General features: G+C 69.0%; 19 protein-coding genes. 11 read left to right on the forward strand and 8 right to left on the reverse strand.

What is annotated here, in order from left to right; genetic code table 11:
- Nucleotides 1–88: 88 nt before the first annotated feature.
- Nucleotides 89–1,210, forward strand: a complete 1,122-nt coding sequence (locus HF024_RS07940; protein WP_168689212.1) for a hypothetical protein — start codon at nucleotides 89–91, stop codon at nucleotides 1,208–1,210.
- Between the two features lie 43 nt (nucleotides 1,211–1,253).
- Here the strand turns inward: HF024_RS07940 and HF024_RS07945 are convergent, their stop codons facing one another.
- From HF024_RS07945 to HF024_RS07955, 3 genes are read right to left on the reverse strand one after another with little or no spacing between them, the layout of a single operon-like run.
- On the reverse strand, nucleotides 1,254–1,805 hold the full coding sequence (locus HF024_RS07945; RefSeq protein WP_168689213.1) for a DUF2017 family protein: 552 nt from the start codon (nucleotides 1,803–1,805) through the stop codon (nucleotides 1,254–1,256).
- On the reverse strand, nucleotides 1,802–2,092 hold the full coding sequence (clpS, locus tag HF024_RS07950) for an ATP-dependent Clp protease adapter ClpS (protein WP_085369529.1): 291 nt from the start codon (nucleotides 2,090–2,092) through the stop codon (nucleotides 1,802–1,804). Before clpS ends, HF024_RS07945 begins: the two co-directional genes overlap by 4 nt.
- A 37-nt stretch (nucleotides 2,093–2,129) precedes the next feature.
- Nucleotides 2,130–3,947, reverse strand: a complete 1,818-nt coding sequence (locus HF024_RS07955) for a glycoside hydrolase family 15 protein (protein ID WP_168689214.1) — start codon at nucleotides 3,945–3,947, stop codon at nucleotides 2,130–2,132.
- A gap of 30 nt (nucleotides 3,948–3,977) precedes the next feature.
- On the opposite strand from HF024_RS07955, the gene HF024_RS07960 reads away from it, so the two are divergent.
- On the forward strand, nucleotides 3,978–5,354 hold the full coding sequence (locus HF024_RS07960; RefSeq protein WP_210724050.1) for a glucose-6-phosphate dehydrogenase: 1,377 nt from the start codon (nucleotides 3,978–3,980) through the stop codon (nucleotides 5,352–5,354).
- A 14-nt stretch (nucleotides 5,355–5,368) separates the two neighbouring features.
- Here the strand turns inward: HF024_RS07960 and HF024_RS07965 are convergent, their stop codons facing one another.
- The gene (locus tag HF024_RS07965; RefSeq protein WP_247597361.1) at nucleotides 5,369–5,785 is read right to left on the reverse strand and encodes a hypothetical protein; all 417 of its coding nucleotides are present in this window, start codon (nucleotides 5,783–5,785) and stop codon (nucleotides 5,369–5,371) included.
- A 139-nt stretch (nucleotides 5,786–5,924) separates the two neighbouring features.
- Nucleotides 5,925–6,122, reverse strand: coding sequence for a hypothetical protein (locus HF024_RS07970; RefSeq protein ID WP_085369532.1), 198 nt, complete (start codon nucleotides 6,120–6,122; stop codon nucleotides 5,925–5,927).
- A gap of 114 nt (nucleotides 6,123–6,236) precedes the next feature.
- On the opposite strand from HF024_RS07970, the gene HF024_RS07975 reads away from it, so the two are divergent.
- On the forward strand, nucleotides 6,237–7,391 hold the full coding sequence (locus HF024_RS07975) for an SLC13 family permease (protein ID WP_168689216.1): 1,155 nt from the start codon (nucleotides 6,237–6,239) through the stop codon (nucleotides 7,389–7,391).
- A 90-nt stretch (nucleotides 7,392–7,481) separates the two neighbouring features.
- Here HF024_RS07975 and HF024_RS07980 read toward each other — a convergent pair whose 3' ends face one another.
- Nucleotides 7,482–9,383, reverse strand: coding sequence for a YhgE/Pip domain-containing protein (locus HF024_RS07980; protein WP_168689217.1), 1,902 nt, complete (start codon nucleotides 9,381–9,383; stop codon nucleotides 7,482–7,484).
- The gene (locus tag HF024_RS07985; protein WP_168689218.1) at nucleotides 9,380–12,316 is read right to left on the reverse strand and encodes an MMPL family transporter; all 2,937 of its coding nucleotides are present in this window, start codon (nucleotides 12,314–12,316) and stop codon (nucleotides 9,380–9,382) included. Before HF024_RS07985 ends, HF024_RS07980 begins: the two co-directional genes overlap by 4 nt.
- 120 nt (nucleotides 12,317–12,436) lie before the next feature.
- Here HF024_RS07985 and HF024_RS07990 point away from each other — a divergent pair, with 120 nt between their 5' ends.
- Both HF024_RS07990 and HF024_RS07995 read left to right on the forward strand, forming a co-directional pair.
- Nucleotides 12,437–13,096 carry a TetR/AcrR family transcriptional regulator gene (locus HF024_RS07990; RefSeq protein ID WP_247597362.1) on the forward strand — a complete coding sequence of 220 codons (660 nt, stop codon included), beginning with the start codon at nucleotides 12,437–12,439 and terminating at the stop codon, nucleotides 13,094–13,096.
- Between the two features lie 74 nt (nucleotides 13,097–13,170).
- The gene (locus HF024_RS07995) at nucleotides 13,171–14,061 is read left to right on the forward strand and encodes an SGNH/GDSL hydrolase family protein (protein WP_168689220.1); all 891 of its coding nucleotides are present in this window, start codon (nucleotides 13,171–13,173) and stop codon (nucleotides 14,059–14,061) included.
- Here HF024_RS07995 and HF024_RS08000 read toward each other — a convergent pair.
- Nucleotides 14,036–14,848, reverse strand: coding sequence for a sugar phosphate isomerase/epimerase (locus HF024_RS08000; protein WP_348770484.1), 813 nt, complete (start codon nucleotides 14,846–14,848; stop codon nucleotides 14,036–14,038). The genes HF024_RS07995 and HF024_RS08000 overlap by 26 nt on opposite strands.
- Before the next feature lie 151 nt (nucleotides 14,849–14,999).
- Here HF024_RS08000 and otsA point away from each other — a divergent pair, with 151 nt between their 5' ends.
- The 6 genes from otsA (at nucleotide 15,000) to ilvC (ending at nucleotide 22,644) form a co-directional block, all read left to right on the forward strand.
- The gene (gene otsA / locus HF024_RS08005) at nucleotides 15,000–16,586 is read left to right on the forward strand and encodes an alpha,alpha-trehalose-phosphate synthase (UDP-forming) (protein WP_168689222.1); all 1,587 of its coding nucleotides are present in this window, start codon (nucleotides 15,000–15,002) and stop codon (nucleotides 16,584–16,586) included.
- Nucleotides 16,587–16,626: 40 nt separating this feature from the next.
- A complete protein-coding gene (gene otsB / locus HF024_RS08010; protein WP_168689223.1) occupies nucleotides 16,627–17,439 on the forward strand; it encodes a trehalose-phosphatase in 813 nt (270 codons plus the stop codon).
- Between the two features lie 72 nt (nucleotides 17,440–17,511).
- Nucleotides 17,512–19,206 (forward strand): dihydroxy-acid dehydratase, encoded by a 1,695-nt coding sequence (ilvD, locus tag HF024_RS08015; RefSeq protein WP_085370262.1) that lies wholly within the window; start codon nucleotides 17,512–17,514, stop codon nucleotides 19,204–19,206.
- A 49-nt stretch (nucleotides 19,207–19,255) separates the two neighbouring features.
- Nucleotides 19,256–21,064: an acetolactate synthase large subunit gene (locus HF024_RS08020; protein WP_247597363.1), complete on the forward strand. Its 1,809-nt coding sequence runs from the start codon at nucleotides 19,256–19,258 to the stop codon at nucleotides 21,062–21,064.
- Nucleotides 21,065–21,066: 2 nt separating this feature from the next.
- On the forward strand, nucleotides 21,067–21,576 hold the full coding sequence (gene ilvN, locus HF024_RS08025; RefSeq protein WP_055892785.1) for an acetolactate synthase small subunit: 510 nt from the start codon (nucleotides 21,067–21,069) through the stop codon (nucleotides 21,574–21,576).
- Nucleotides 21,577–21,615: 39 nt separating this feature from the next.
- Complete coding sequence (gene ilvC, locus HF024_RS08030) at nucleotides 21,616–22,644, forward strand: ketol-acid reductoisomerase (RefSeq protein ID WP_085370264.1); 1,029 nt, start codon at nucleotides 21,616–21,618, stop codon at nucleotides 22,642–22,644.
- The last annotated feature ends 100 nt before the right edge of the window (nucleotides 22,645–22,744 follow it).

The following is a 22,744-nucleotide window of genomic DNA, read 5'->3' on the forward strand; positions in this document are numbered from 1 at the left end:
ACGGTAGGCGCGTTTTCGGGGCTTGTCAACGGGAGGGGGCACGACCAGACTGGCGAGACCGGACAGCACTCGACCGAGGGAGTCGGAAATGGAATACAAAGACATTCCCACGAAGGCCGACATCGAGAGGTTCGCGGCGTTGAGGCAACCGGGCTCCGTGACCATCTACCTGCCGACAGGCACCGTCCCCGCCGAAGCGGACCGCGCCAGGATCGAATTGAAGAACCACCTCGCGCAGGCGGTCAAGAAGCTCGAGGAGGACGGCATCCCGAAGCAGCGGATCGCCGCCATCCAGCGCGAGGGCGAGGCGATCCTGGAGGACAGGGACTTCTGGCGATACCAGTCGCGGTCGCTCGCGGTGTTCCTCGACGGCGAGCTCAGCGAGACCTTCCGGCTGCCGAACCGGCTGGGGTCGTCCTGCGACATCGCCGACCGCTTCTACGTCAAGCCGCTGCTGCGCACGATCACGTTCCCGCAGACGGCGCTGATCCTCGCGCTCGCGCAGAACTCGGTGCGTCTCATCCAGGTCTCCCCGCAGGCGCCGGCGGCGACCGTCGACGTCCCCGGGCTGCCGAAGGACGTCGCGGACGCGGCCGGTGTCGCCTCGATCAACGGCCGGGCACCGGATGGGCGCATCCAGGGCTCGGAGGGCCAGAAGGTCAGGATGCGCGAGTACGTCCAGGCGATCGAGCGCGCCCTGCATCCCATCCTCGCCAACTCGACCGACCCGCTCATTCTTGCGGCGGCCGAACCTCTCATCGGGATCTTCCGCAACGTGAACACCTACCCGAAGCTGGTGCCCGAGACGATCACGGGCAACCCGGAGGACAAAACGGACGAGGAGCTCGCGGCGGAGGCGCGCCTCATTCTGGACGCGGTCTACGCGCGGAAGGCCGAAGCCCTGAAGGCGGACTTCGAGGCGCGGCTGGCGGCCGGAACGGCCACCACCGACCTCAGTGACATGGCCAGGGCGGCGACATACGGTGCCGTCGAGTCGATCGTGGTCGACATCGACCGGCGCGTGCCTGGCACGCTCGACGAGGAGACGGGTGCCATCACGTACGCGGACGAGGACGAGCCCGGCAACTACGGTGTCGTCGACGAGATCCTGCGCAGGGCGCTCGGCTCGAAGGCGACCGTGTACGCGCTGCGCGCGGAGGAGATCCCCGGCGGCGCTCCTGCGGCGGCGGCGGTGCGCTTCCCGGTCTGACCGGGAACGGGAGAGGGAGCGAGGGCGCGCCTCCGCGCGTGTCTCAGTGCGCGCCCTTCCAGACCGCGCCGACGAGCGTGTCCTGCACGAACGCGAGCCAGTCGTAGATCGCGCGCAGCAGGGCGGTCTCGTCGTCGTGCACGTCGCCGTCGTCTCCGTCCTCCACGATGCCGAGCCGGGAGGCGAGCACCAGCCGGATGTCGCCGATCGCGCGCATCCACGCTGTCGCCTCCTGCGCGTCCAGCCGCACCTCGATGCGCCCGCGCGCCGAGCCGCTGCCGCTCCTGCCGCCGCCGCTGCTGCCGACGCCGCCCGCCGCGCTCAGCGCTTCCACTACGGTCACGGCATTCAGCGCCTTCCGCTCGGCGAGCCCGTCCGTGGTGAACCGCCGGAAGTCGACGGACGCCTCGGCGTCGTCGGGGTACGCATCCGGGAGCAGCCGCAGCAGGGCCGGATCGCTCGCCGGGTCGACCCCGGACCGCACGGCCTCGACCAGCTCCGCCGACTCCGAGGCCAGCCGGGCGATGATCTCGGCCTCCTCGCGCTCGAACACGGCGACGATGGCGCCGTCCCTCGAGCGCCGGAACGGCTTCACTCGTCCGCCTTGGTCAGTGTCGCCCAGAGCCCGAAGTCGTGCATCGCCTCGACGTGCCTCTCCATCTCCTCGCGCGTCCCCGTCGCGACGACCGCGCGGCCGGCGTTGTGCACGAGCAGCATCAGGCGCTCGGCCTCGGAGCGCGGGAAGCCGAAATAGCTCTGGAAGACGTAGCTCACGTACGACATCAGGTTGACGGGGTCGTTCCAGACGATGGTCACCCAGGGCGATCCGAGCTCCAGGCGTTCGCCGAGCTCGGTCTCTTCGATGGTCGACGCGTCGGTCACGACGCGTCCTCAGGGAGGTGGAACACGGTCACAGAGTCTACCGCCGGCCCCGCACGACATCCCTGGTCGGTTCGTGCCCGAGCCCGAGGGCGTCGGAGATGGCATCCGCCGCCCGCACGAGCGTCAGGTGGGTGAGCGCCTGCGGCGTGTTGCCCGCCTGGGAGCCGCCGGAGACGTCGTACTCCTCCGACAGCATGCCGACGTCGTTGGCGAGGGCGACCAGCCTGTCCATCAGCTCGCGCGCATCGTCCACCCTGCCGGAGCGGGCGTACTGCTCCACCAGCCAGAACGAGCAGGCGAGGAAGGGATGCTCGCCGGGCGGCAACCCGTCCACCCCGTGCTCGGTGCGGTAGCGCAGCAGCAGGCCGTCGCGCATCAGGTCGGACTCCAGCGCGCGCACGGTGCCGAGCATCCGCGGATCGTTCCAGTCGCAATAGCCCACCTGGGCCAGCTGCAGCAGGGAGGCGTCCACCTCGGTGGTGCCGAAGTGCTGCACGTACGTCCCGCGCTCCTTGTCGAAGCCGTGCGCCTCCACGTCGGCGCGCACCTCGTCCCTGCGCTGCCGCCAGCGGTCGACGGGCCCGTCGAGCCCGTGGTCCTCCACCGCGCGGATCGCGCAGTCGAACGCCGCCCAGACCAGCGCGCGCGAGTGCGTGAAGAACCGCGGGGTTCCCCGGATCTCCCAGATGCCGTGGTCTGCCTCGTGCCAGTGGTCTTCGAGGTAGCCCATCAGCGCGCGCTGCAGCGCCCAGGACAGCCTGGTCTCCGCAACGCCATTCCTGCGGCCGTGGTCGAGGGCGAGCATCACCTCGCCGATCACGTCGGCCTGGAACTGGGTGGATGCCTCGTTGCCGATCCGCACGGGGGCGGCGCCCTGATAGCCGGGCAGGGTGGTGATGATGCGCTCGGAGAGGTCGCGCTCACCGGAGAGGCCGTACATGATCTGCACGTCGCCCGGATCTCCGGCGACGGCGCGCAGCAGCCAGTCCCTCCAGTGGTCGACGTAGTCGTCGTAGCCGTGGGCGAGCAGCGCGGAGATGGTGAGCGACGCATCCCGGAGCCAGACGTACCGGTAGTCCCAGTTGCGTTCTCCGCCGAAGCTCTCCGGCAGCGACGTGGTCGCCGCGGCGACGATCCCACCGGTCTGCAGGTGCGTCAGGGCCCGCAGCAGCAGAAGCGACCGCACGACCTCGTCGCGGTACGGCCCGTCGTGCTGGCAGCCCTCCGCCCACTTCGACCACCAGTCGCGGGTGCGGGCGAGCGCCTTCTCCACGTTCGGAGCAGACGGGGTGTGTCTGTGCGACCGGAACCAGGTGAGGCTGAGGTCGATGGTCTCGCCGGCGGTGATCGCGAACTCGCCGGAGTGCGCGTGGTCGGTCGCCCGCAGCGCAGAGCCGCGCACGACGATGGCGTCCGGCCCTGCTACCGCGATGAGCGCTGGCGGATGCTCGGAGTCGTCCTTGCGCACCCACGGGATGGCGCTGGCGTATCCGAACCGGATGCGCAGGTCCTGCCGCATCCGCACGGTGCCCCGGATGCCGCGCACCCTCCTGACCAGGTCGGCCCGGCCGTCGCCCATCGGCATCGCGTCCGTGACCTCGACCTCGCCGCTGTCGGTGGTCCAGGTGGTGACGAGGATCATCGTGTCGCCCTCGTAGCGGCGCACGGAGCGCGCATCCGGATCGCTGGGCGCGAGCAGCCAGCGCCCGTGGTCCTCCGTGCCGAGCAGCGAGCCGAACATCGACTGCGCGTCATAGCGGGGGAGGCACAGCCAGTCGATGCTGCCGTCCCGTCCGACGAGGGCCCCCGTGAAGCAGTCACTGATCAGGGCGTAATCCTCGATGGGGAGCGACATGTCTTCCAGTATGGCCGTACTGTGATGGACATGACGCAGTCGGTGACCACTCTCGTGATTCTCGGAGCGAGCGGCGATCTCTCGTCCAGACTCCTCCTCCCCGCACTCGGACAGCTGCTGACCGACCACCCGGAGCGCTCGGTGAAACTGGTCGGCTCCGGCACGGAGGACTGGACGGACGCGCACTGGCGTTCCGTGGTCCGCGCGGCCTTCAAGACGATGAAGGCCAGTGGCCCGGCGGTGGATGCGATCCTCTCCGGCACGACCTACCTCAGCGCCGACGTCACTTCGCCGGACGACCTGCAGCGCATCCTCGACGCAGCAGACGGGGTGCCCGCGCTGTACTTCGCGCTGCCTCCCGCGGTCGCCGCGCTCGCCTGCAAGGCCCTCGAGAAGCTGAAACTTCCCACAGGTTTGACGCTCGCCCTGGAGAAGCCGTTCGGCACGGACCGGCGCAGCGCGATCGCGTTGAACGCCCAGCTTGCGAAGCTCGTGCCGGAGGACCAGATCCACCGTGTCGACCACTTCCTCGGACGGTCGACCGTGTTCAACCTGGTGGGACTGCGCTTCGCGAACCGCATCTTCGAGCCGCTCTGGAACGGCCAGCACGTGGACAGGGTCGACGTGATCTACGACGAGACCCTCGGCCTCGAGGGCAGGGCGCGCTACTACGACAAGGCGGGAGCGCTGGTCGACATGATCCAGAGCCACCTGCTGCAGGTGCTCGCCGTGCTGGCGATGGAGCCGCCGTCGACGATGGGCGCCCAGGACATCCGGGATGCGAAGGGCGCTGTGCTCCGCGCCACCCGCGTCTGGAACGACAGCCCGGTGGAGTCGAGCAGGCGCGCGAGGTACACGGCGGGCACGGTGGAGGGCGCCAAGGTGCCGTCCTACGTCAAGGAGCCGGGCGTCGACCCGGACAGGGAGACGGAGACGCTCGCCGAGGTGACCTTCCAGATCGACACCTGGCGCTGGGCGGGCGTGCCGTTCACGCTGCGCTCCGGCAAGGCGCTGGGGGAGAGGCGGCGCGAGATCGTGGTCACGTTCAAGCCGGCCCCGCACATCCCGACCGGGCTGACGGGCGTGAAGGAGCCGACCAAGCTGCGGATCATGCTCGCGCCGGACGAGATGTCGCTCGACCTGAACATCAACGGCCCTGGCGACCCGACCGCGATCGAGCGCGCATCCCTCTCGGTGGAGTTCGGTCCCGGCGAGCTGCTCGCATACGGGGAGGTCCTGGAGGGGATCCTCGACGGCGACCCGTCGCTGTCGGTGCGCGGAGACACCGCCGTGGAGTGCTGGCGCATCGTCGCCCCGGTGATCAGCGAGTGGAAGAAGGACGCCGTCCCGCTGACCACCTACCGCGCAGGCTCACGCGGGCCCGCCGCGTGGCACCCGCTCGACTAGCCGGAGGCTGGGCGCTAGGCGGCGGAGCGCTCGGTGAGGGTGGGGATCTCGCCGGTGACCGGCTTGCGCAGGTCGGTCCAGACGGTGATCGGCGCGGGCTCCCAGCCGAAGGCGGCCGGCTCGTCGGACTCCGTCGTCGTGTCCGCCTCGACCGTCACTGCGGTCTCGTCGGCCGCGACGGGCTCGGAGGCAGGGGCCTCCGCGGCGAGGTGCTGCGGCTCGGCGGTCGCGATGGTCTCGCCGGCGGCGACGCGCTGGCGTGCCTCCACGAGGGCCGTCGTGATGCTGAGGCTGACTGACTGGGCGAGGACCGAGTGGAAGATCGTGTCGGTGTCGTCTGCGGCGCGTCGGGACACGGTCCATTCACCGCGTTCACCGATCAACTCGGCCACTTTGCCGTGGACGAGTTCGAGGATCTGGGCGTCCGTCAATTGTGGAACCGGAGCCGCCGGAACCGCGGCGGCGTGCCGCCTACGACCAAACATGATCCAACCCCTTCCAGGCTGTTCTTACACTTGAATGCAAGTGTCCTGGAAGAAATCTCAGATTCGGCGCGGACACGCCGTGCGATCAGCGCGATTTCTCGCTGATCTCGGCTTCTTTCGACTCTTCGAGCACCGTGCCGACCGCGATGACGAGCGACAGGGCCGCGCTGATCCACAGCAGGGGCACCCGCCAGTCCTTCGCTCCTGAGCGGGTGGTCTGGATGGTCGTCCAGAGTCCGAAGGCGGCACTGATGATCGCTCCATTGAAGATGAACTTGCGCATCCGCATCCTTTCGCTCCTGGCACTACGCTACCGGGTGCGTTTCGTAGCGTACGCTCGCAGAGCCGCGTCGAGAACCGCAGCAGCGAACACACCCACGACACGAAAGGACGATGGATGCGCACCGCGATCGTCGGCGCTGTTCTCCTCCTGCTCGGAATCGTCGCAGTCGCGACCGGCATCCTCCCCCTGGAGGACGCCGCGCAGCTCGGGGACAGGGTGTGGCCCATCCTGCTGTTCGTGGTCGCCGTCACGGTCGTCACGGAGCTGGCGGCGGAGGCTGGACTCTTCACCGCCATCGCGCAGCAGACGGCACGCTGGGGTCGCGGACGGGCCTGGGTGCTCTGGCTGCTGGTGGCAGCGGTCGCGGCGCTCAGCACCATCTTCCTGTCGCTCGACACCACGGCCGTGCTGCTCACGCCCGTCGTCATCGTCCTCGCCCGCCACGCCGGCCTCGACCCTCTGCCGTTCGCGCTCACCACCGTCTGGCTCGCGAACACCGGCTCGCTCCTGCTTCCGGTGTCGAACCTGACCAACCTGCTGGCCCAGCACGCGATGGGGGATCCGAGCCCGCTGCAGTTCGCCGCGCTCACCGCAGCGCCCGCCATCGTGGCGATCATCGTGCCCGTCGTCGCGATCTTCCTAATCTACCGCCGCCGCCTGCTCACCCGCTACGAGACCGGGGGCATCGACGGCATCGAAGACCCCGTGCTGTTCTGGTGGAGCGCCGCCGTGGTGGTCGCGCTCGTGCCTCTACTGGTGTCCGGCATCCCGGTGTGGATGCCCGCGACGGGGGCCGCCGTGGTCCTCGGCGTGGTGTTCCTGGTGCGCCGCCGCTCGGTGCTCCGGTTCGGGCTGGTGCCGTGGCAGCTCGTCGTGCTGGCGTCCGGTCTGTTCCTGTTCATCGAGGCGCTGCACTCCGTCGGCCTGGGCGAGCTGCTCGCCGTGGTGTCGGGGACGGGGGATTCGCCGCTCGCGCTGCTGCGGCTGTCGCTGACCGGGATGGTCGGCGCGAACGCCATCGACAACCTCCCCGCCTACCTCGCCCTCGAACCGGTCGCCGGCAGCCCGGCGCGGCTCGTCGCGCTGCTGATCGGCGTGAACGCCGGGCCGCTGATCACCCCGTGGGCGTCGCTGGCCACGCTGCTCTGGCACCAGAGGCTCACGTCGCTCGACGTCGAGATCCGCTGGAGCCGCTACATCCTCCTCGGCGCCATCGTCGCGCCGCTCACCGTCATCCTCGCGACGCTCGCCCTCATCGCCACGCTCTGACCCGCCCCGCTCCCCAAGCCATCGAGTCCGAACTTATTCACGCGACACGCCGGGCGCAGGCGTGAACAACTTCGGACTCGATTGCTTGGGTTACTCGGCGGGGAGCAGCTGGGCGACGCGCACGATGCGCCGGCGCGCCACGGCGATGGCGGAGATGGCGAACCCGACAGCCGCCCAGAGCAGGAGCGCTCCGAGGCCGCGCCAGACGCCGTCCGTCGACTCGACGACGCCGCGGAACGCCGTGATCGCCGCCGAGGTGGGCATCCACTGGACCGCGCTGGAGAAGAACCCCGGCACGGTCGACACGATCCCGGAGGCGAGGGTCACCACCACCACGAGCATCGAGACGAACCGCCCGACCCCGCCGAGGAGGGCGACCAGCCCGTGGTTCACGGCGGCGAACGCCACGCCCACCGCCACCGCCACCCCGGCGAAGCCGAACCAGTGGCCCACGTCGAGACCGAGCGCGAACTGCATCACGCCCGCCACGAACACGCCCTGGATCGCGCCGATCGCCGCGGCGGGCAGGAACCCGTCGAGCGCGATGCGACCGGATGCGCGCGTCGTCAGCAGTGCGCGGCGGGAGACCGCCTGCAGCACCAGGAACGTCGCGAGGGCACCGAGCCAGAGCGCGACGGCGCCGAACAACGGGATGCTGGTCTGCCCGAATCCGCTCGTGCCTTCACTGTTCTGCGTGACCGGCTGTGAGGCGACGGTCGCGAGGTTGGAGCGCTCGTCGCTCGAATAGCTGGGCAACTTGTCCGCCGCCTCCTTCAGCCCGGAGGCGAGGGATGCCGTGCCTGCGCTGGTCTGGTCCGCCCCGGTCGCGAGCCCGGCGACGCCCGTCGCGAGCTGCTGTGTGCCGCTCGCGAGAGACGACGCTCCCGACGCGGACTGCGACGCCCCGGAGGCGAGCTGGCTCGCACCGGATGCGCTCTGGCCGATCCCGGCCGTGAGCGCCGGCATCCCCGCTGCCAGCTGCTGGGTGCCCGCGGCGACGGAACCCGCCGCATCCACCAGGCTGGGGGAGCCGCCCTGGCCGGTGGTCATGCCGGCGATGGTCTGGGTGATGCCCGCGCAGATCGGGTCGTTCGGGCCGTGGACGGCCGCGCATCCCGCTGCCAGTTTCTGCAGCCCGGCGACGGTGGCGTTCACACCGCTCGACACCCCGGCCGTTCCCGCGGCGAGCTGCTGGGTCTGCTCGGGGAGTGCTGCGGTCTGCTGCTGCAGCGTGGTCAGTCCGCCGGCGAGCGACGCGACGCCGTCGGAGAGCTGGCCGACGCCGCTCGAGAGCGCTGAGGCCCCGGACGCGAGCTGACTGGAGGCGTCACTCAATTGGTGCGCGCCGGACGCCAGCTGCGACGCCCCGCCGGACAGCTCGGTCGCCCCGCTCGCGGCCTTCGCGATCTGGTCGTGCAGCGTGTTGAAGCCGACGTAGACGTTCTCCAGGTAGGTGGAGGTGAGCTGCGTGTTCAGCACCGAGGTCGCCGTCGTGGTCACGGCCTGGCTGATCGCGGGGTCGACGAGCTTCGACTTCTCGCTGGACTGCACGTCGATGGTCGCCTGCTCGGCGTCGGCGGCAGAGCCGGACGGCGACGTCGCGGCCTTCGAGAAGTCTTTGGGGATGGTCACGACCGAGACGTACGTCCCATCGGCGAGCCCGGCGTCGGCGTCCTTCTTGTCGGTGAGCACCCAGCTGTAGTTGTCCGACTTCCCGTTGAGGAGTCCGGCGGACAGCTGTCGCCCGAGCGGGACGGTCTGGCCGTTGATCTCCACAGGCTGGTCGAGGTTGACGACGGCGGCCTTCACATCGCTGAGGCGCTCGGTCGGGTTCCAGAGCGCCCAGACGAGTAGCCCGCCGATCACCAGCGGCACTAGCAGCAGACCGGCGATGGTGAGCCAGGTGACGCGCTTGTCGGAGCGCATCCGTTCCAGGGAGAACAGCGAGCGCGGGCGGCGGAGCGGCGTGGTCGGGGAGGTCGGGGTGGTCATCGGACGATCGCCTTCTCGGTGGTGCTGTCTACGGGGTGTGCGGGGGCGGAGTGCTGGTGCACGGCGTGGTCGGCTGCGAGATGCTCGCCGCTGCCTGGCCGGTCCGTCCTGCCGAGCGAGGTCGGCACCACGCTGACCGGGAGCAGGTCGTCGAGTTCGGCGGGATCGACGCAACTGACGACGATGGCGAACGGCCGCTCGTCGTCCCGTGCGCGGTTGACCGCGTCGGAGAGCTCGTACCGGATGCGCCGGCGCTCCACCGGGTCTGTCACCGCATCGACGGCGTCGAGCGCGAGCAGCTGCGGGTGACCGGCGAGCGCGTTCCGCACGTCGTGCACGGGCGTCTCCGAGGTGCCGAGGCGCACGACGGCGGTGCGGGAACGCACGCCGGCGGCGCGGGTCGGCAGGACGAAGCCGGCCACCTTGATCGTGCCGGCATCCGGTTTGGTGCGTCCGGTGATCGCCATCAGCAGCGCGAGGGACGCCGTGCGGTCGTCGCCCTGCACGACCAGGACCTCGCCATCCGTGAGGCGGAACGACACGTCGGAGAACAGCGGCCGCTTCTTGGCGCTGATGGTCAGTCCGTCCGCTGCCGCGATGTAACGGCCGCCCGGCTCCGGCCAGTCGGCCAGGTCGAGCTCCTTCTGCAGGCCGTCGCCCTCGACGTCGAACGACGGCAGGATGCGGTCGAGCCAGCGCGGCATCCACCAGGCCTTCTCGCCGAGCAGCTGCAGCACGGCGGGCACCAGCGTCATCCGCACGATGAACGCGTCGACGAAGACGCCGACGGCGAGCCCGAGCGCGATCGGCTTGATCGACGTGTCGCCCTCGGGGACGAACGCGGCGAATACCGAGATCATGATGATCGCGGCGGCGGTCACCACCTTCGCCGACCCGACGAACCCGCTCTCGACAGCGCGCCTGGCGTTGCCGCCGTGCACGTAGTCCTCCCGGATGCGGCTGACCAGGAACACCTCGTAGTCCATCGCGAGCCCGAACAGCACGCCCATCAGGATGATCGGCATGAAGCTGATCACCGGCCCCGTCTTCGCGACGTTGAGCGCGTCCGACAGCCAGCCCCACTCGAACACGACCGTCACGGCGCCGAACGCCGCGCCGACCGAGAGCAGGTAGCCGAGCGCCGCCTTGATCGGCACGGCGATCGACCGGAACACCATCGTCAGCAGCACCAGCGAGAGCCCGACGACCAGGATCCCGAACGGCAGCAGGGCGCCGCCGAGCCTGTCAGACACGTCGATCTGCGCGGCCGTGTTTCCGGTGACCTTGAGGTCCACGCCGTACTCGTCCAGGAAGTGCTGGTGCTTCGCCCGGATGTCCGAGACGAGCTGCGCCGTCTTCTCCGAGTCTGGACCGGTGGTCGGGATGACCTGCACGACGCCGGTGTCCGCCGTCTGGTTCGGGGTCGCGAGCGGCACGGCGGCGACGCCGGGGAGGTCGGCGAGCTCGTCGCCGATCTTCGTCATCAGTCCGACGGGGTCCGTGCTGGAGATGATCGAGCCCGTGACGATCAACGGTCCGTTGTATCCGGGGCCGAAGTGCTCGGAGATGAGGTCGTATGCGATGCGCGCCGGGTCGTCCTCGGTGTGCGAGCCGGCGTCCGGGAGGGCGAGCCTCAGCTGGGCGGCGGGGATGGTGGCGACGCCGAGGATGGCGATGACGCCCACGATGGTGACGATCGGGAACCGGGTGACCGCCCGCACCCAGCCGCGGAAGAACCCGGGAGGGACGTCGGCCTTGGCCGCGTGCGCGAGGGTCGGCGCCGTGGCGCTGGGGACGGGTTCGTGCGTCTCGGGTGCTGCGCTTGTCGCCGCTGCGCCGGATGCGGCTCCCGCCCCGGATGCGCCCGCCGCCTTCGCCGCGCGCCGCGCCGCCCGCTTCGCCGCACGCCGTCCCGGCGTGATCCTCGCGCCGGCGAAGCCGAGCAGAGCGGGGGTGAGTGACAGCGAGATCAGCACCGCGATGGCGACCGCCGCCGACGCCGCGATGCCCATCGTGGTCAGGAACGGGATGTTCGCCACCGACAGCCCGACGAGCGCGATGATGACCGTGATCCCGGCGAACAGCACCGCGGACCCCGCCGTCGCGACCGAGCGGGCGGCGGACTCTTCCGGATCGACGCCGGCCTTCAGCTGACTCTGATGCCGGGAGATGATGAACAGCGAGTAGTCGATCCCGACCGCGAGCCCCAGCATGAGGGCGAGCAGCGGCGTCGTCGAGGAGATCGGCCCGAACAGCGTCGCGATGAAGATGAGCGCCATCGACAGCCCGACGCCGAGCAGCGCCGTGAGCAGCGGCATCCCCGCCGCCAGGAACGATCCGAAGGTGAGGATCAGGACGACGAGGGCGATGCCGACGCCGAGCAGCTCCGTGACGCTGAGCGTCGGCAGGCTCTGCGAGAACAGCTGCCCGCCCACGGCGACCTGTGACCCATCCGGAAGCTGCTTCTGGAGGTCGGCCCCCGCATCCTGGAGTGCCGTCTTGGTTTCGGCGGGAACGGTGGTGATCTGGCCCTTCAGCTGCACGGTGACGATGGCGGCGGACCCGTCGTCGGAGATGGAGCCCTTCACCTGCTTGCTGTACGGGGAGGTGACGCCCGCGACGCCGTCGAGCTTCGCGAGGTCGGTCACGGCGGCGTCGACGGGCTGCTTCACGGACGCGTCGGTGACCGACTCGCCCTTCGGAGCGACGACGACGAGCTGCGCCGACGTGCCGCTGACCTGCGGGAACGTGCGGCTGAGGGTGTCGAGGGCTTCCTGCGACTCCGTGCCGGGGATGCTGAACGAGTTGTCGGTGCCCTGGTTGAAGAGTACGGCGCCGCCGCCGAGGGCGACGAGGAGGACGATCCACAGGGAGACGACGAGCTTGCGGGCACGAAACGCCCAGCGGCCGATCGAATACAGAATCGAGGACACGCGTTCTCCTACATAATCGGCTACAGATCCAGTACGGGGGTTCGATACACCGTTGTATCCGATACCCGAATGTATCCGATACACTCGTGTATCTGGAACTCGATTCAGGAAGGTTTCAGCTTGGAAACGACAGCTCTCAGAGACGAAGCGCCGGCCGAGTCGGCGCGCCGCCAGAAGACCCGCTCCCGCCTGCTCGACGCGGCTTTCGACATCTTCGCCGAGCACGGCGTCCACGCGGCCAGCGTCGAGATGATCACCGAGGCGGCCGGCTTCACCCGCGGCGCCTTCTACTCCAACTTCTCCACCAAGGAGGAGCTGTTCTTCGCGCTGATGGAGCGCGAGAAGACCATGCGCATCGAACAGCTGAACGCCGGTGTCGCTCAGTACCTGGCGCCCAAGGTCGGAGACGGTGTGACCATCGGCGACGACGACGTCGTCGACATCGTCGCCAAGGTGCTCGAACTGCAGTCCGACGACCGTCGCTGGTGGCTCGTCCAGTCGGAGTTCCTGCTCCTCGCGATGCGCGACCCCGCCATCGCCGCCGACTTCGTGCGCTACCAGGACGGCTTCTTCTCCGAACTCACCGAGATCGTCGAGGCAGCGCTCGAGACGGCCAACCGCCGCTTCACCATCGCGCCGGAGGAAGCGGTGCGCGTGATCGCCGAACTCTGCGCGAACGCCGAAGCCAGGGCGCTCCTCACTGGCGACGAGCGCGCCTTCTCCGAGCGCCTGTCGGCCAGCGTGCCCGCGGTGCTGCTGGCGCTGACCGAGCGGGTGTGAGGCACAGCGCACACTGAGCCCAGCCACGGCGGACGTCGAGCGGGCGCCAAGGATGCGCAGGTAACGTTGATCGGATGCGACGCAGAGCCATCGTCATCCCGATCATCGCCGTGGTCGTCGTCGGCGTGCTCGCCGGCGCAGCGGCCTTCGCGTGGTCGGCGACCTCGAACGCGCGTCACGACTCCCAGGACGGACGCCCCGTCGCCGCGCGCGAGACGCCGACGCCCACGCCCACCGTCGACCCGTTCCCGGATGAGCCGCTCACCCCGGAGACCCGCTACGTCGCGCTCGGCGACTCGTTCGCGGCCGGGATGGGCGCGGGCGGCGAGACGGGCAAGTGCGTGAGCAGCCCGAAGAGCTACCCGGACGTGTTCGCCGAGGAGTCCGGCGTCGACCTGATCGCGAACGCGTCGTGCAGCGGCGCCACCACCTCCGACCTGCTCAAGCGGCAGCTGATCGCCCTCGACGACCGCACCGACCTCGTCACCCTCAGCATCGGAGGGAACGACCTCGGCGTCGCGGACATCGCGTCCGACTGTGCGGCGGGCAAGGCCATCCCGTGCCGCAACGAGCTGTCGAGCGCGCTCTCCCTGCTGAACGTGCTTCCCGACCGGCTGGATGCGGTCTACGCGGCGGTCGCGAAGGCCGCGCCGAACGCGCGCATCGTCGTCACCGGCTACGCGGTCATGTACGACGCCTCCGACCCCAACGCCCCGGACTTCGGGATGGCCGCCGCCATCAACGCGGCGACCATCGGCCTCAACGAGGTCATCCACACCGCGGTCGACGAGCAGAGGGCGAAAGGCGTGCCGATGACGTTCGTCGGCGTCGACTTCGAGGGACACGGCATCGGCAACAAGAACCCGTGGGTCAACACCTCGGGGTTCGCCGCCTTCCACCCGACGGCCGCCGGATACCGGGAGTACGCGCGGGCGCTCGTCAGGACGCTGGGGAAGGCGCAGTAGCCGACCCCGTGTTCTCGCGGGCGAACGCGGCGGTCTCGCGGAGCATCCCGAGCCGTTCGTCGTCGGTGCGCGCCTTGCGGGTGTTGACCTCGGCGACGATGCTGCCCGACCAGCGGCGGCCGGCGAGCATCCTGAGCACCTCAGCGACCGGTTCGCCGCCGTGGCCGGGGAGGAGGTGCTCGTCGAACACGCGGTTCTCGTCGAGCGGGCCCGACCCGTCGCAGAGGTGGACGTGGCGCAGACGGTCGCCGAGTTCGGTGGCCAGGGCGAGGGAGTCGACGCCGCTCAGCGCGGCGTGCGAGAAGTCGAGGGTCACCGCGTCGCAGTCCATCGCCGCGGGGTTCCAGCCGGGGGAGTACGCCGCGAGCGCCCTGCCTGCCAGCTTCCACGGGAACATGTTCTCCACCGCGATGGCGACGCCGCTCGCGTCGGCGGTCTCGCGGACGATCGCCAGGAAGTCCTCCGCGTAGCCGGACTGCCAGCGGAACGGTGGATGCACGACCACGGTGTCCGCGCCGACCTCCGCCGCCAGCTCGGCCGACTTCTCCAGCTTCACGCGCGGGTCGCGGCCCCAGACGAAGTGCGTCAGGAGCAGCACGGGCGCGTGGATGGAGAGGATGGGCATCCGGTAGCTGTCGGAGAGGGCGAGCAGTGCATCCGGGGACTGGGTGGTCTCGTCGCGGGTGACCATCACCTCGACGCCGTCGAAGCCCGCCTCGGCTGCCAGACGGAAACCGTGCTCGACGGCCAGCGGGTAGACGCACGACGTGCTCATGCCGATTCGCATCACGCGCGACACTGTACCCACGCGCGCTGAACGCAGCATGACCGCCGCGCGAACGCGAGCCGCGCCGCCGCCGCGCCGCTGCCGGCCCGCCGCCGGGCCGCCGCCCCTGGGGAGGGCTAGAACACGCTGGTACCCTGGCATACAGTGCGCAATGGCCGCGACCCGACGGATTGGACACACCATCTCACCCCACCGAACCTCCTCCACCAGCACGGAAACGACGACGGACACGACGACGGACACCGAGACGTACGATCTCGTCATCGTCTCCAACAGACTCCCCGTCGACCGGGTCACCGACGACGACGGAACGGCGAGCTGGCGGCCGTCTCCCGGGGGACTCGTCGCCGCTCTGGAGCCCGTCATGCGGGCGGAGGACGGCGTCTGGATCGGCTGGGCGGGCGTCGCGGACGAGGACATCGACCCGTTCGAGGCGGACGGCATCAACATCCTGCCCGTGCGCCTCAGCGAGCAGGACCTGCAGGAGTACTACGAGGGCTTCTCCAACGACACCCTCTGGCCGCTCTACCACGACGTGATCGCGCAGCCGAGCTTCCACCGCGAGTGGTGGGACACCTACGTGAAGGTCAACCAGCGCTTCGCCGATGCCGCCGCCGCCGTGTCGGCGAAGGGCGCCGTTGTCTGGGTGCACGACTACCAGCTGCAACTCGTCCCCGCCATGCTGAGGGCGCAGCGCCCTGACCTCGTGATCGGCTTCTTCAACCACATCCCGTTCCCGCCGTACGGCATCTACTCGCAGCTGCCGTGGCGCAGGCAGATCATCGACGGCCTGCTCGGCGCGGACGTGATCGGCTTCCAGCGGGTCGCGGACGCCGGCAACTTCTCCCGCGCCGTCCGGCGGCTGAAAGGCTACGAGACGCGCGGCCCGATCATCGAGGTGCCGATCGACACCGACGATCCGGATGCCGGGTCGCACCGTCACGTGACCACCAACAAGCACGGGGGACTGGCCCGCACCGTCCTCGCCAGGCAGTTCCCGATCTCGATCGATGCCGAGCGGTACCAGGAGCTGGCGAAGCGGCCGGAGATCCAGGAGCGCGCCAGGCAGATCAGGGAAGAGCTCGGCAACCCGGAGAAGATCCTGCTCGGCGTCGACCGACTCGACTACACGAAGGGCATCGGGCACCGGCTCAAGGCGTTCGGCGAACTCCTCGCGGAGGGCAAGCTCGACTCGGAGCACGTCACGCTCGTGCAGGTCGCCAGCCCCAGCCGCGAGCGCGTCGAGACGTACATGCAGCTCCGCGACGAGATCGAGCTGACCGTCGGCCGCATCAACGGCGACTACTCCACCCTCGGCCACACCGCCATCGCCTACCTGCACCACGGCTACCCGCGCGAGGAGATGGTCGCCCTCTACCTCGCGGCGGACGTGATGCTCGTCACCGCCCTCCGCGACGGGATGAACCTGGTCGCCAAGGAGTACGTCGCCACCCGCGCGGACGACGACGGCGTGCTGGTGCTCAGCGAGTTCGCCGGGGCGTCGGACGAACTGCGCCAGGCGCTCCTCATCAACCCGCACGACATCGAGGGGCTGAAGGAGACCATCCAGCAGGCGATCGCGATGCCGAGGAGGGAGAGGACACGCAGGATGCGCGCCCTGCGCAAGCGCGTCCTCACCAACGACGTGGCCAAGTGGTCCGCATCCTTCCTGGATGCTCTGACGCGCAGCGCGCACGGAGACCACCCGTTGCAGAACCCGCCCGTCAACCGGCGCTGACCGGCGCGTACCCAGCCGCAGTATCACCTGAGAAAGAAGCATGACAGAGACAGCCCCCGCAACACCGTCCGCCTCCGCCGTCGCCCTCGTCGACGCCCTCCGCGCGTTCGCGTCGGAGGAGCGCGTCCTCCTCGCCCTCGACTTCGACGGCACGCTCGCGCCGTTCGTCGACCGTCCCAAGGCGGCCAGGATGCTCCCGCAGGCCAAGGAGGCGCTCGACAGGCTCGAAGCCCTGCCGAACACCTGGGTCGCGTACATCTCCGGCCGACCGCTGTCGAGCCTCGAGATCGTGACGGAGGCCGATCCGGATGCGCTGCTCATCGGCTCGCACGGCGTCGAGATCCGGTTCGGCCGCGACGGCGTATCGCTCGACCTCAGCATCGACGAGCAGGAGACGCTGCAGAAGCTCGGAGACGTGCTCGGCGCGCTCGTGTCGTCCACGGAGGGAACGCGCCTGGAGACCAAGCCGGTCGGCTACGGCGTCCACTACCGGCTGCTCGGCGATGAGGAGGGCAAGAAGGTGGTCGAGGCCGCGTACGCCGCTGCCGCCTCGGTCAGCGACACGCTCACCATCCGCGACGGCAAGGACATCATCGAGTTCTCGGTGCGCGGCGCCAACAAGGGCGACGGCATCGAGCGCCTGCGCGAGTACACGAAGGCGACGGCCGTGCTGTTCGCCGGAGACGACGTGACGGACGAGGACGGCTTCGCGGTGCTCCGCCCGGGCGCCGGAGACGTCGGCATCAAGGTGGGAGAAGGGGAGACGGCAGCGCAGTTCCGCCTCGCCGACGAGACCGCCGTCGCGACGATGCTGAGCCTGCTCGCGGACGCCAGGCAGTCCTCCACAGCCTGACCTCTTCGCGGGTTATCCACCGGTCTCGGTCATATGTTCAGAGCGGCATCCCGAACGTCCTAGAGTTGATCCATGCCAGACATCGATTGGAAACCGCGTTCGCGCGTCGTCACCGACGGAATCGAAGCAACCACGAGCCGCGGGATGCTTCGGGCTGTCGGAATGGGCGACGCCGACTGGGAGAAGCCGCAGATCGGAATCGCGAGCTCCTGGAACGAGATCACCCCCTGCAACCTGTCGCTCGACCGCCTCGCACAGGGCGCGAAAGAGGGCGTCCACTCCGGTGGGGGATACCCGCTGCAGTTCGGCACGATCTCCGTCTCCGACGGCATTTCGATGGGACACGAGGGCATGCACTTCTCCCTCGTCTCGCGTGAGGTCATCGCCGACTCCGTCGAGACCGTCATGATGGCGGAACGCCTCGACGGCACCGTCCTGCTCGCCGGCTGCGACAAGTCGCTCCCCGGCATGCTGATGGCCGCGGCGCGTCTCGACCTCTCCGCCGTCTTCCTCTATGCGGGCTCGATCGCCCCCGGCTGGGTCAAGCTCTCCGACGGCACGGAGAAGGACGTCACGATCATCGACTCCTTCGAGGCCGTCGGCGCCTGCAAGGCGGGCAAGATGAGCGAAGAAGACCTCAAGCGCATCGAGTGCGCCATCGCCCCGGGCGAGGGTGCCTGTGGCGGCATGTACACCGCCAACACCATGGCCTCCGTCGCAGAGGCGCTCGGCATGAGCCTCCCCGGCTCGGCAGCGCCGCCCTCGGCAGACCGCCGCCGCGACTACTTCGCCCACCGCTCGGGCGAGGCCGTGGTCAACCTGCTGAAGCTCGGCATCACCGCGCGCGACATCCTCACCAAGAAGGCGTTCGAGAACGCCATCGCGGTGGCCATGGCGTTCGGCGGCTCCACCAACGTCGTGCTCCACCTGCTCGCCATCGCCCGCGAGGCGGAGGTCGACCTCACGATCGACGACTTCAACCGCATCGGAGACAAGGTCCCGCACATCGGCGACCTCAAGCCGTTCGGCAAGTACGTGATGAACGACGTCGACCGTCACGGCGGCGTCCCCGTCGTCATGAAGGCGCTGCTCGACGCCGGTCTCTTGCACGGCGACTGCCTCACCGTCACCGGCAAGACCGTCGCGGAGAACCTCGCGGAGATCAACCCGCCCGCTCCGGACGGCGAGGTCATGCGCAGCCTCGACAACCCCATCCACGCCACCGGCGGCATCACGATCCTCAAGGGGTCGTTCGCTCCTGAGGGCGCCGTCGTCAAGACCGCGGGCTTCGACGCCGAGGTCTTCGAGGGTCCCGCCCGCGTGTTCGAGCGCGAGCGCGGAGCAATGGATGCTCTGACGGAAGGCAAGATCAAGGCCGGCGATGTCGTCGTCATCCGCTACGAGGGTCCGAAGGGCGGCCCGGGGATGCGCGAGATGCTCGCCATCACCGCCGCCATCAAGGGCGCGGGCCTCGGCAAGGATGTACTACTATTGACGGACGGACGATTCTCAGGCGGCACAACCGGCCTCTGCATCGGCCACATAGCACCCGAAGCGGTGGACGCAGGTCCCATCGCCTTCGTGCGCGATGGTGATCTGATACGGGTCGATATCGCGGCTCGCTCCCTCGACCTACTTGTCGATGAGTCAGAGCTGACCGCCCGCCGTGAAGGCTGGGCGCCTCTTCCCCCGCGCTATACCCGTGGCGTTCTCGCGAAGTACTCCAAGCTCGTGCACTCCGCTGCGGAGGGCGCGGTCACGGGGTAGCTCCGCTTCCTCGCATCATCCGTTTCGTACGTAAGGGACTCGCCCACACATGTCCTCGGAACCCAGTTCTCCTAGTACCGTGTTGCCATCCGCGACGCCTGGAAAGGCGTCGCCCGAATCGCTGACGGGCTCCCAGTCCGTCGTCCGCACCCTGGAACTCCTCGGCGTCACCGACGTCTTCGGGCTCCCGGGTGGAGCCATCCTCCCCATCTACGACGCGATCATGGACTCCACCAAGATCCGTCACATCCTGGTCAGGCACGAGCAGGGCGCCGGCCACGCCGCAGAGGGCTACGCCTCGTCGAGCAACAAGGTCGGCGTGGCGATGGCCACCTCCGGTCCCGGAGCGACCAACCTCGTCACGGCCATCATGGACGCCCACATGGACTCGGTCCCCGTGGTGTTCATCACGGGCCAGGTCTTCTCCACCCTGATGGGTACGGATGCGTTCCAGGAGGCGGACATCGTCGGCATCACCATGCCGATCACCAAGCACTCCTTCCTGGTGAAGCGCGCGGAGGACATCCCGTCCACCATCGCAGCGGCGTACCACATCGCGGGAACCGGCCGCCCCGGCCCGGTGCTCGTCGACATCACCAAAGACGCGCAGCAGAACACGGTGCCGTTCATCTGGCCGCCCAAGGTCGACCTGCCCGGCTACCGTCCGATCACCAAGGCGCACGGCAAGCAGATCCTCGCGGCAGCGCAGCTGCTCGCCGAGGCGAAGAAGCCGATCCTCTACGTGGGCGGCGGCGTCATCCGCTCCCGCGCCTCCCAGGAGCTGCTCGAGCTCGCCGAGGTCACCGGGGCGCCCGTCACCACCACGCTGATGGCGCGCGGCGCGTTCCCCGACTCCCACAAGCAGCACCTCGGCATGCCCGGGATGCACGGCACCGTCCCCGCGGTGCTCGCGCTCCAGGAGTCCGACCTCATCGTGTCGCTCGGCGCGCGGTTCGACGACCGCGTCACCGGCAACACCTCGCTGTTCGCTCCGAACGCGAAAGTCGTCCACGTCGATGTCGACCCGGCTGAGATCTCCAAGATCCGGATCGCCGACGTGCCCATCGTCGGCGATGCCAAAGATGTCATCGTCGATCTGACCGCCGCCTTCAAAGAGGCCGCGAAAGACCAGGCGCCCGACACCGTCGAATGGTGGACGTACCTGAACGGGCTCCGCGAGGAGTTCCCGCTCGGGTTCTCGCCGACGACGGACGGCCTGCTCGCCCCGCAGCACATCATCCAGCGGATCGGCGAGCTGACCGGACCGGAGGGCATCTACACCGCCGGAGTCGGCCAGCACCAGATGTGGGCGGCGCAGTTCATCAAGTACGAGCGGCCGAACGCGTGGCTCAACTCGGGTGGGGCAGGCACGATGGGATACTCGGTGCCCGCCGCGATGGGCGCCAAGGTGGCCCAGCCCGACCGCGTGGTGTGGTCGATCGACGGCGACGGCTGCTTCCAGATGACCAATCAGGAACTCGCCACCTGCACGATCAACAACATCCCGATCAAGGTCGCGATCATCAACAACTCGTCGCTCGGCATGGTCCGCCAGTGGCAGACGCTGTTCTACGACGGCCGGTACTCCAACACCGACCTGAACACCGGCCACGACACCGTGCGCGTCCCCGACTTCGTGAAGCTGGCAGAGGCGTACGGCGCTCTCGGCATCCGCGTCACGAAGGAAGAGGAAGTGGATGCGGCGATCAAGCTGGCGCTGGAGACCAACGACCGTCCCGTGGTCATCGACTTCGTCGTGAGCGCGGACGCGATGGTCTGGCCGATGGTCCCGCAGGGCGTCAGCAACAGCTACGTCCAGTACGCCCGCGACCACAGCCCCGCCTTCGGAGAGGAGTAGACATGAGCACGCACGTTCTGAGCCTCCTCGTCGAGGACAAGCCGGGTCTGCTGACCCGTGTCGCCGGTCTGTTCGCACGCCGCGGCTTCAACATCGAATCCCTGGCGGTGGGTACGAGCGAGGTCGACGGCCTCTCCCGCATCACGGTCGTCGTCGACGTCGAAGACCTCCCGCTCGAACAGGTCACCAAGCAGCTGAACAAGCTGATCAACGTCATCAAGATCGTGGAGCTCGACCCTGCGCAGTCCGTGCAGCGCGAGCACCTGCTGATCAAGGTGCGCGTCGACAACACCACCCGCTCGCAGGTGCTCGAAGCCGTCAACCTGTTCCGCGCCCGCGTCGTCGACGTGGCCACGGACGCCCTCGTGATCGAGGTCACGGGCGACAGCGGAAAGACCCAGGCGCTGCTCAAGGTGCTCGAACCGTACGGGATCAAGGAGATGGCGCAGTCCGGCCTCCTCGCGATCGGCCGCGGCTCGAAGTCCATCACCGAGCGCGTTTTCAAGAACTAACCGTTTCTGCAGAACCACACGAACAAGGAGAATCCCCCAGTGGCTGAGATCTACTACGACAACGATGCTGACCTGTCGATCATCCAGGGCAAGAAGGTCGCCGTCATCGGCTACGGCTCGCAGGGTCACGCGCACGCGCAGAACCTCCGCGACTCCGGCGTCGAGGTCGTCATCGGCCTCAAGGAGGGCTCGAAGTCGAAGCCCAAGGCCGAAGAGGCAGGCTTCCAGGTCCTGAGCGCCGCGGACGCGGCGAAGTGGGCCGACGTCATCGTCATCCTCGCGCCGGACCAGGTGCAGCGTCACCTCTACGCCGACGACATCCAGCCGAACCTCGAAGAGGGCAACGCGCTCGTCTTCGGCCACGGCTTCAACATCCGTTTCGGCTACATCGAGGCCCCGGAGGGCGTCGACGTCATCATGGTCGCCCCGAAGGGCCCGGGCCACACCGTGCGCCGCGAGTACGAGGCCGGCCGTGGCGTCCCCGTGATCGTCGCCGTCGAGAAGGACGCCACCGGCAACGCGTGGCCCCTCGTCCTCAGCTACGCCAAGGGCATCGGCGGCCTCCGCGCCGGCGGCATCAAGACGACCTTCACCGAGGAGACCGAGACCGACCTGTTCGGTGAGCAGGCCGTGCTCTGCGGCGGTGTCTCGCAGCTCGTCCAGTACGGTTTCGAGACCCTGACCGAGGCGGGCTACCAGCCGCAGGTCGCATACTTCGAGGTTCTGCACGAGCTCAAGCTCATCGTGGACCTGATGTGGGAGGGCGGCATCGCCAAGCAGCGCTGGAGCGTCTCCGACACCGCTGAGTACGGCGACTACGTCTCCGGCCCGCGCGTCATCGACCCGCACGTCAAGGAGAACATGCAGGCCGTTCTCGCCGACATCCAGTCCGGCGCCTTCGCCGAGCGTTTCATCGCCGACCAGGATGCAGGAGCGCCGGAGTTCCTCGCGCTCCGCAAGAAGGGCGAGCAGCACCCGATCGAGGCCACCGGCCGCGAGCTGCGCAAGCTGTTCGCTTGGAACGCGTCGAACGACGACGACTACGTCGACGGCGAGGTCGCGCGCTGATCGTCGCCTAGCGACCGACTGGCTACTCTGAAGAGGTGCCGCTTCCGCTCCGGCGGAGGTCGGCACCTCTTCCGCTTTTCACGCTCCAATCGCGCGCGTT

Source organism: Leifsonia sp. PS1209, assembly GCF_012317045.1.
GTDB lineage: Bacteria > Actinomycetota > Actinomycetes > Actinomycetales > Microbacteriaceae > Leifsonia.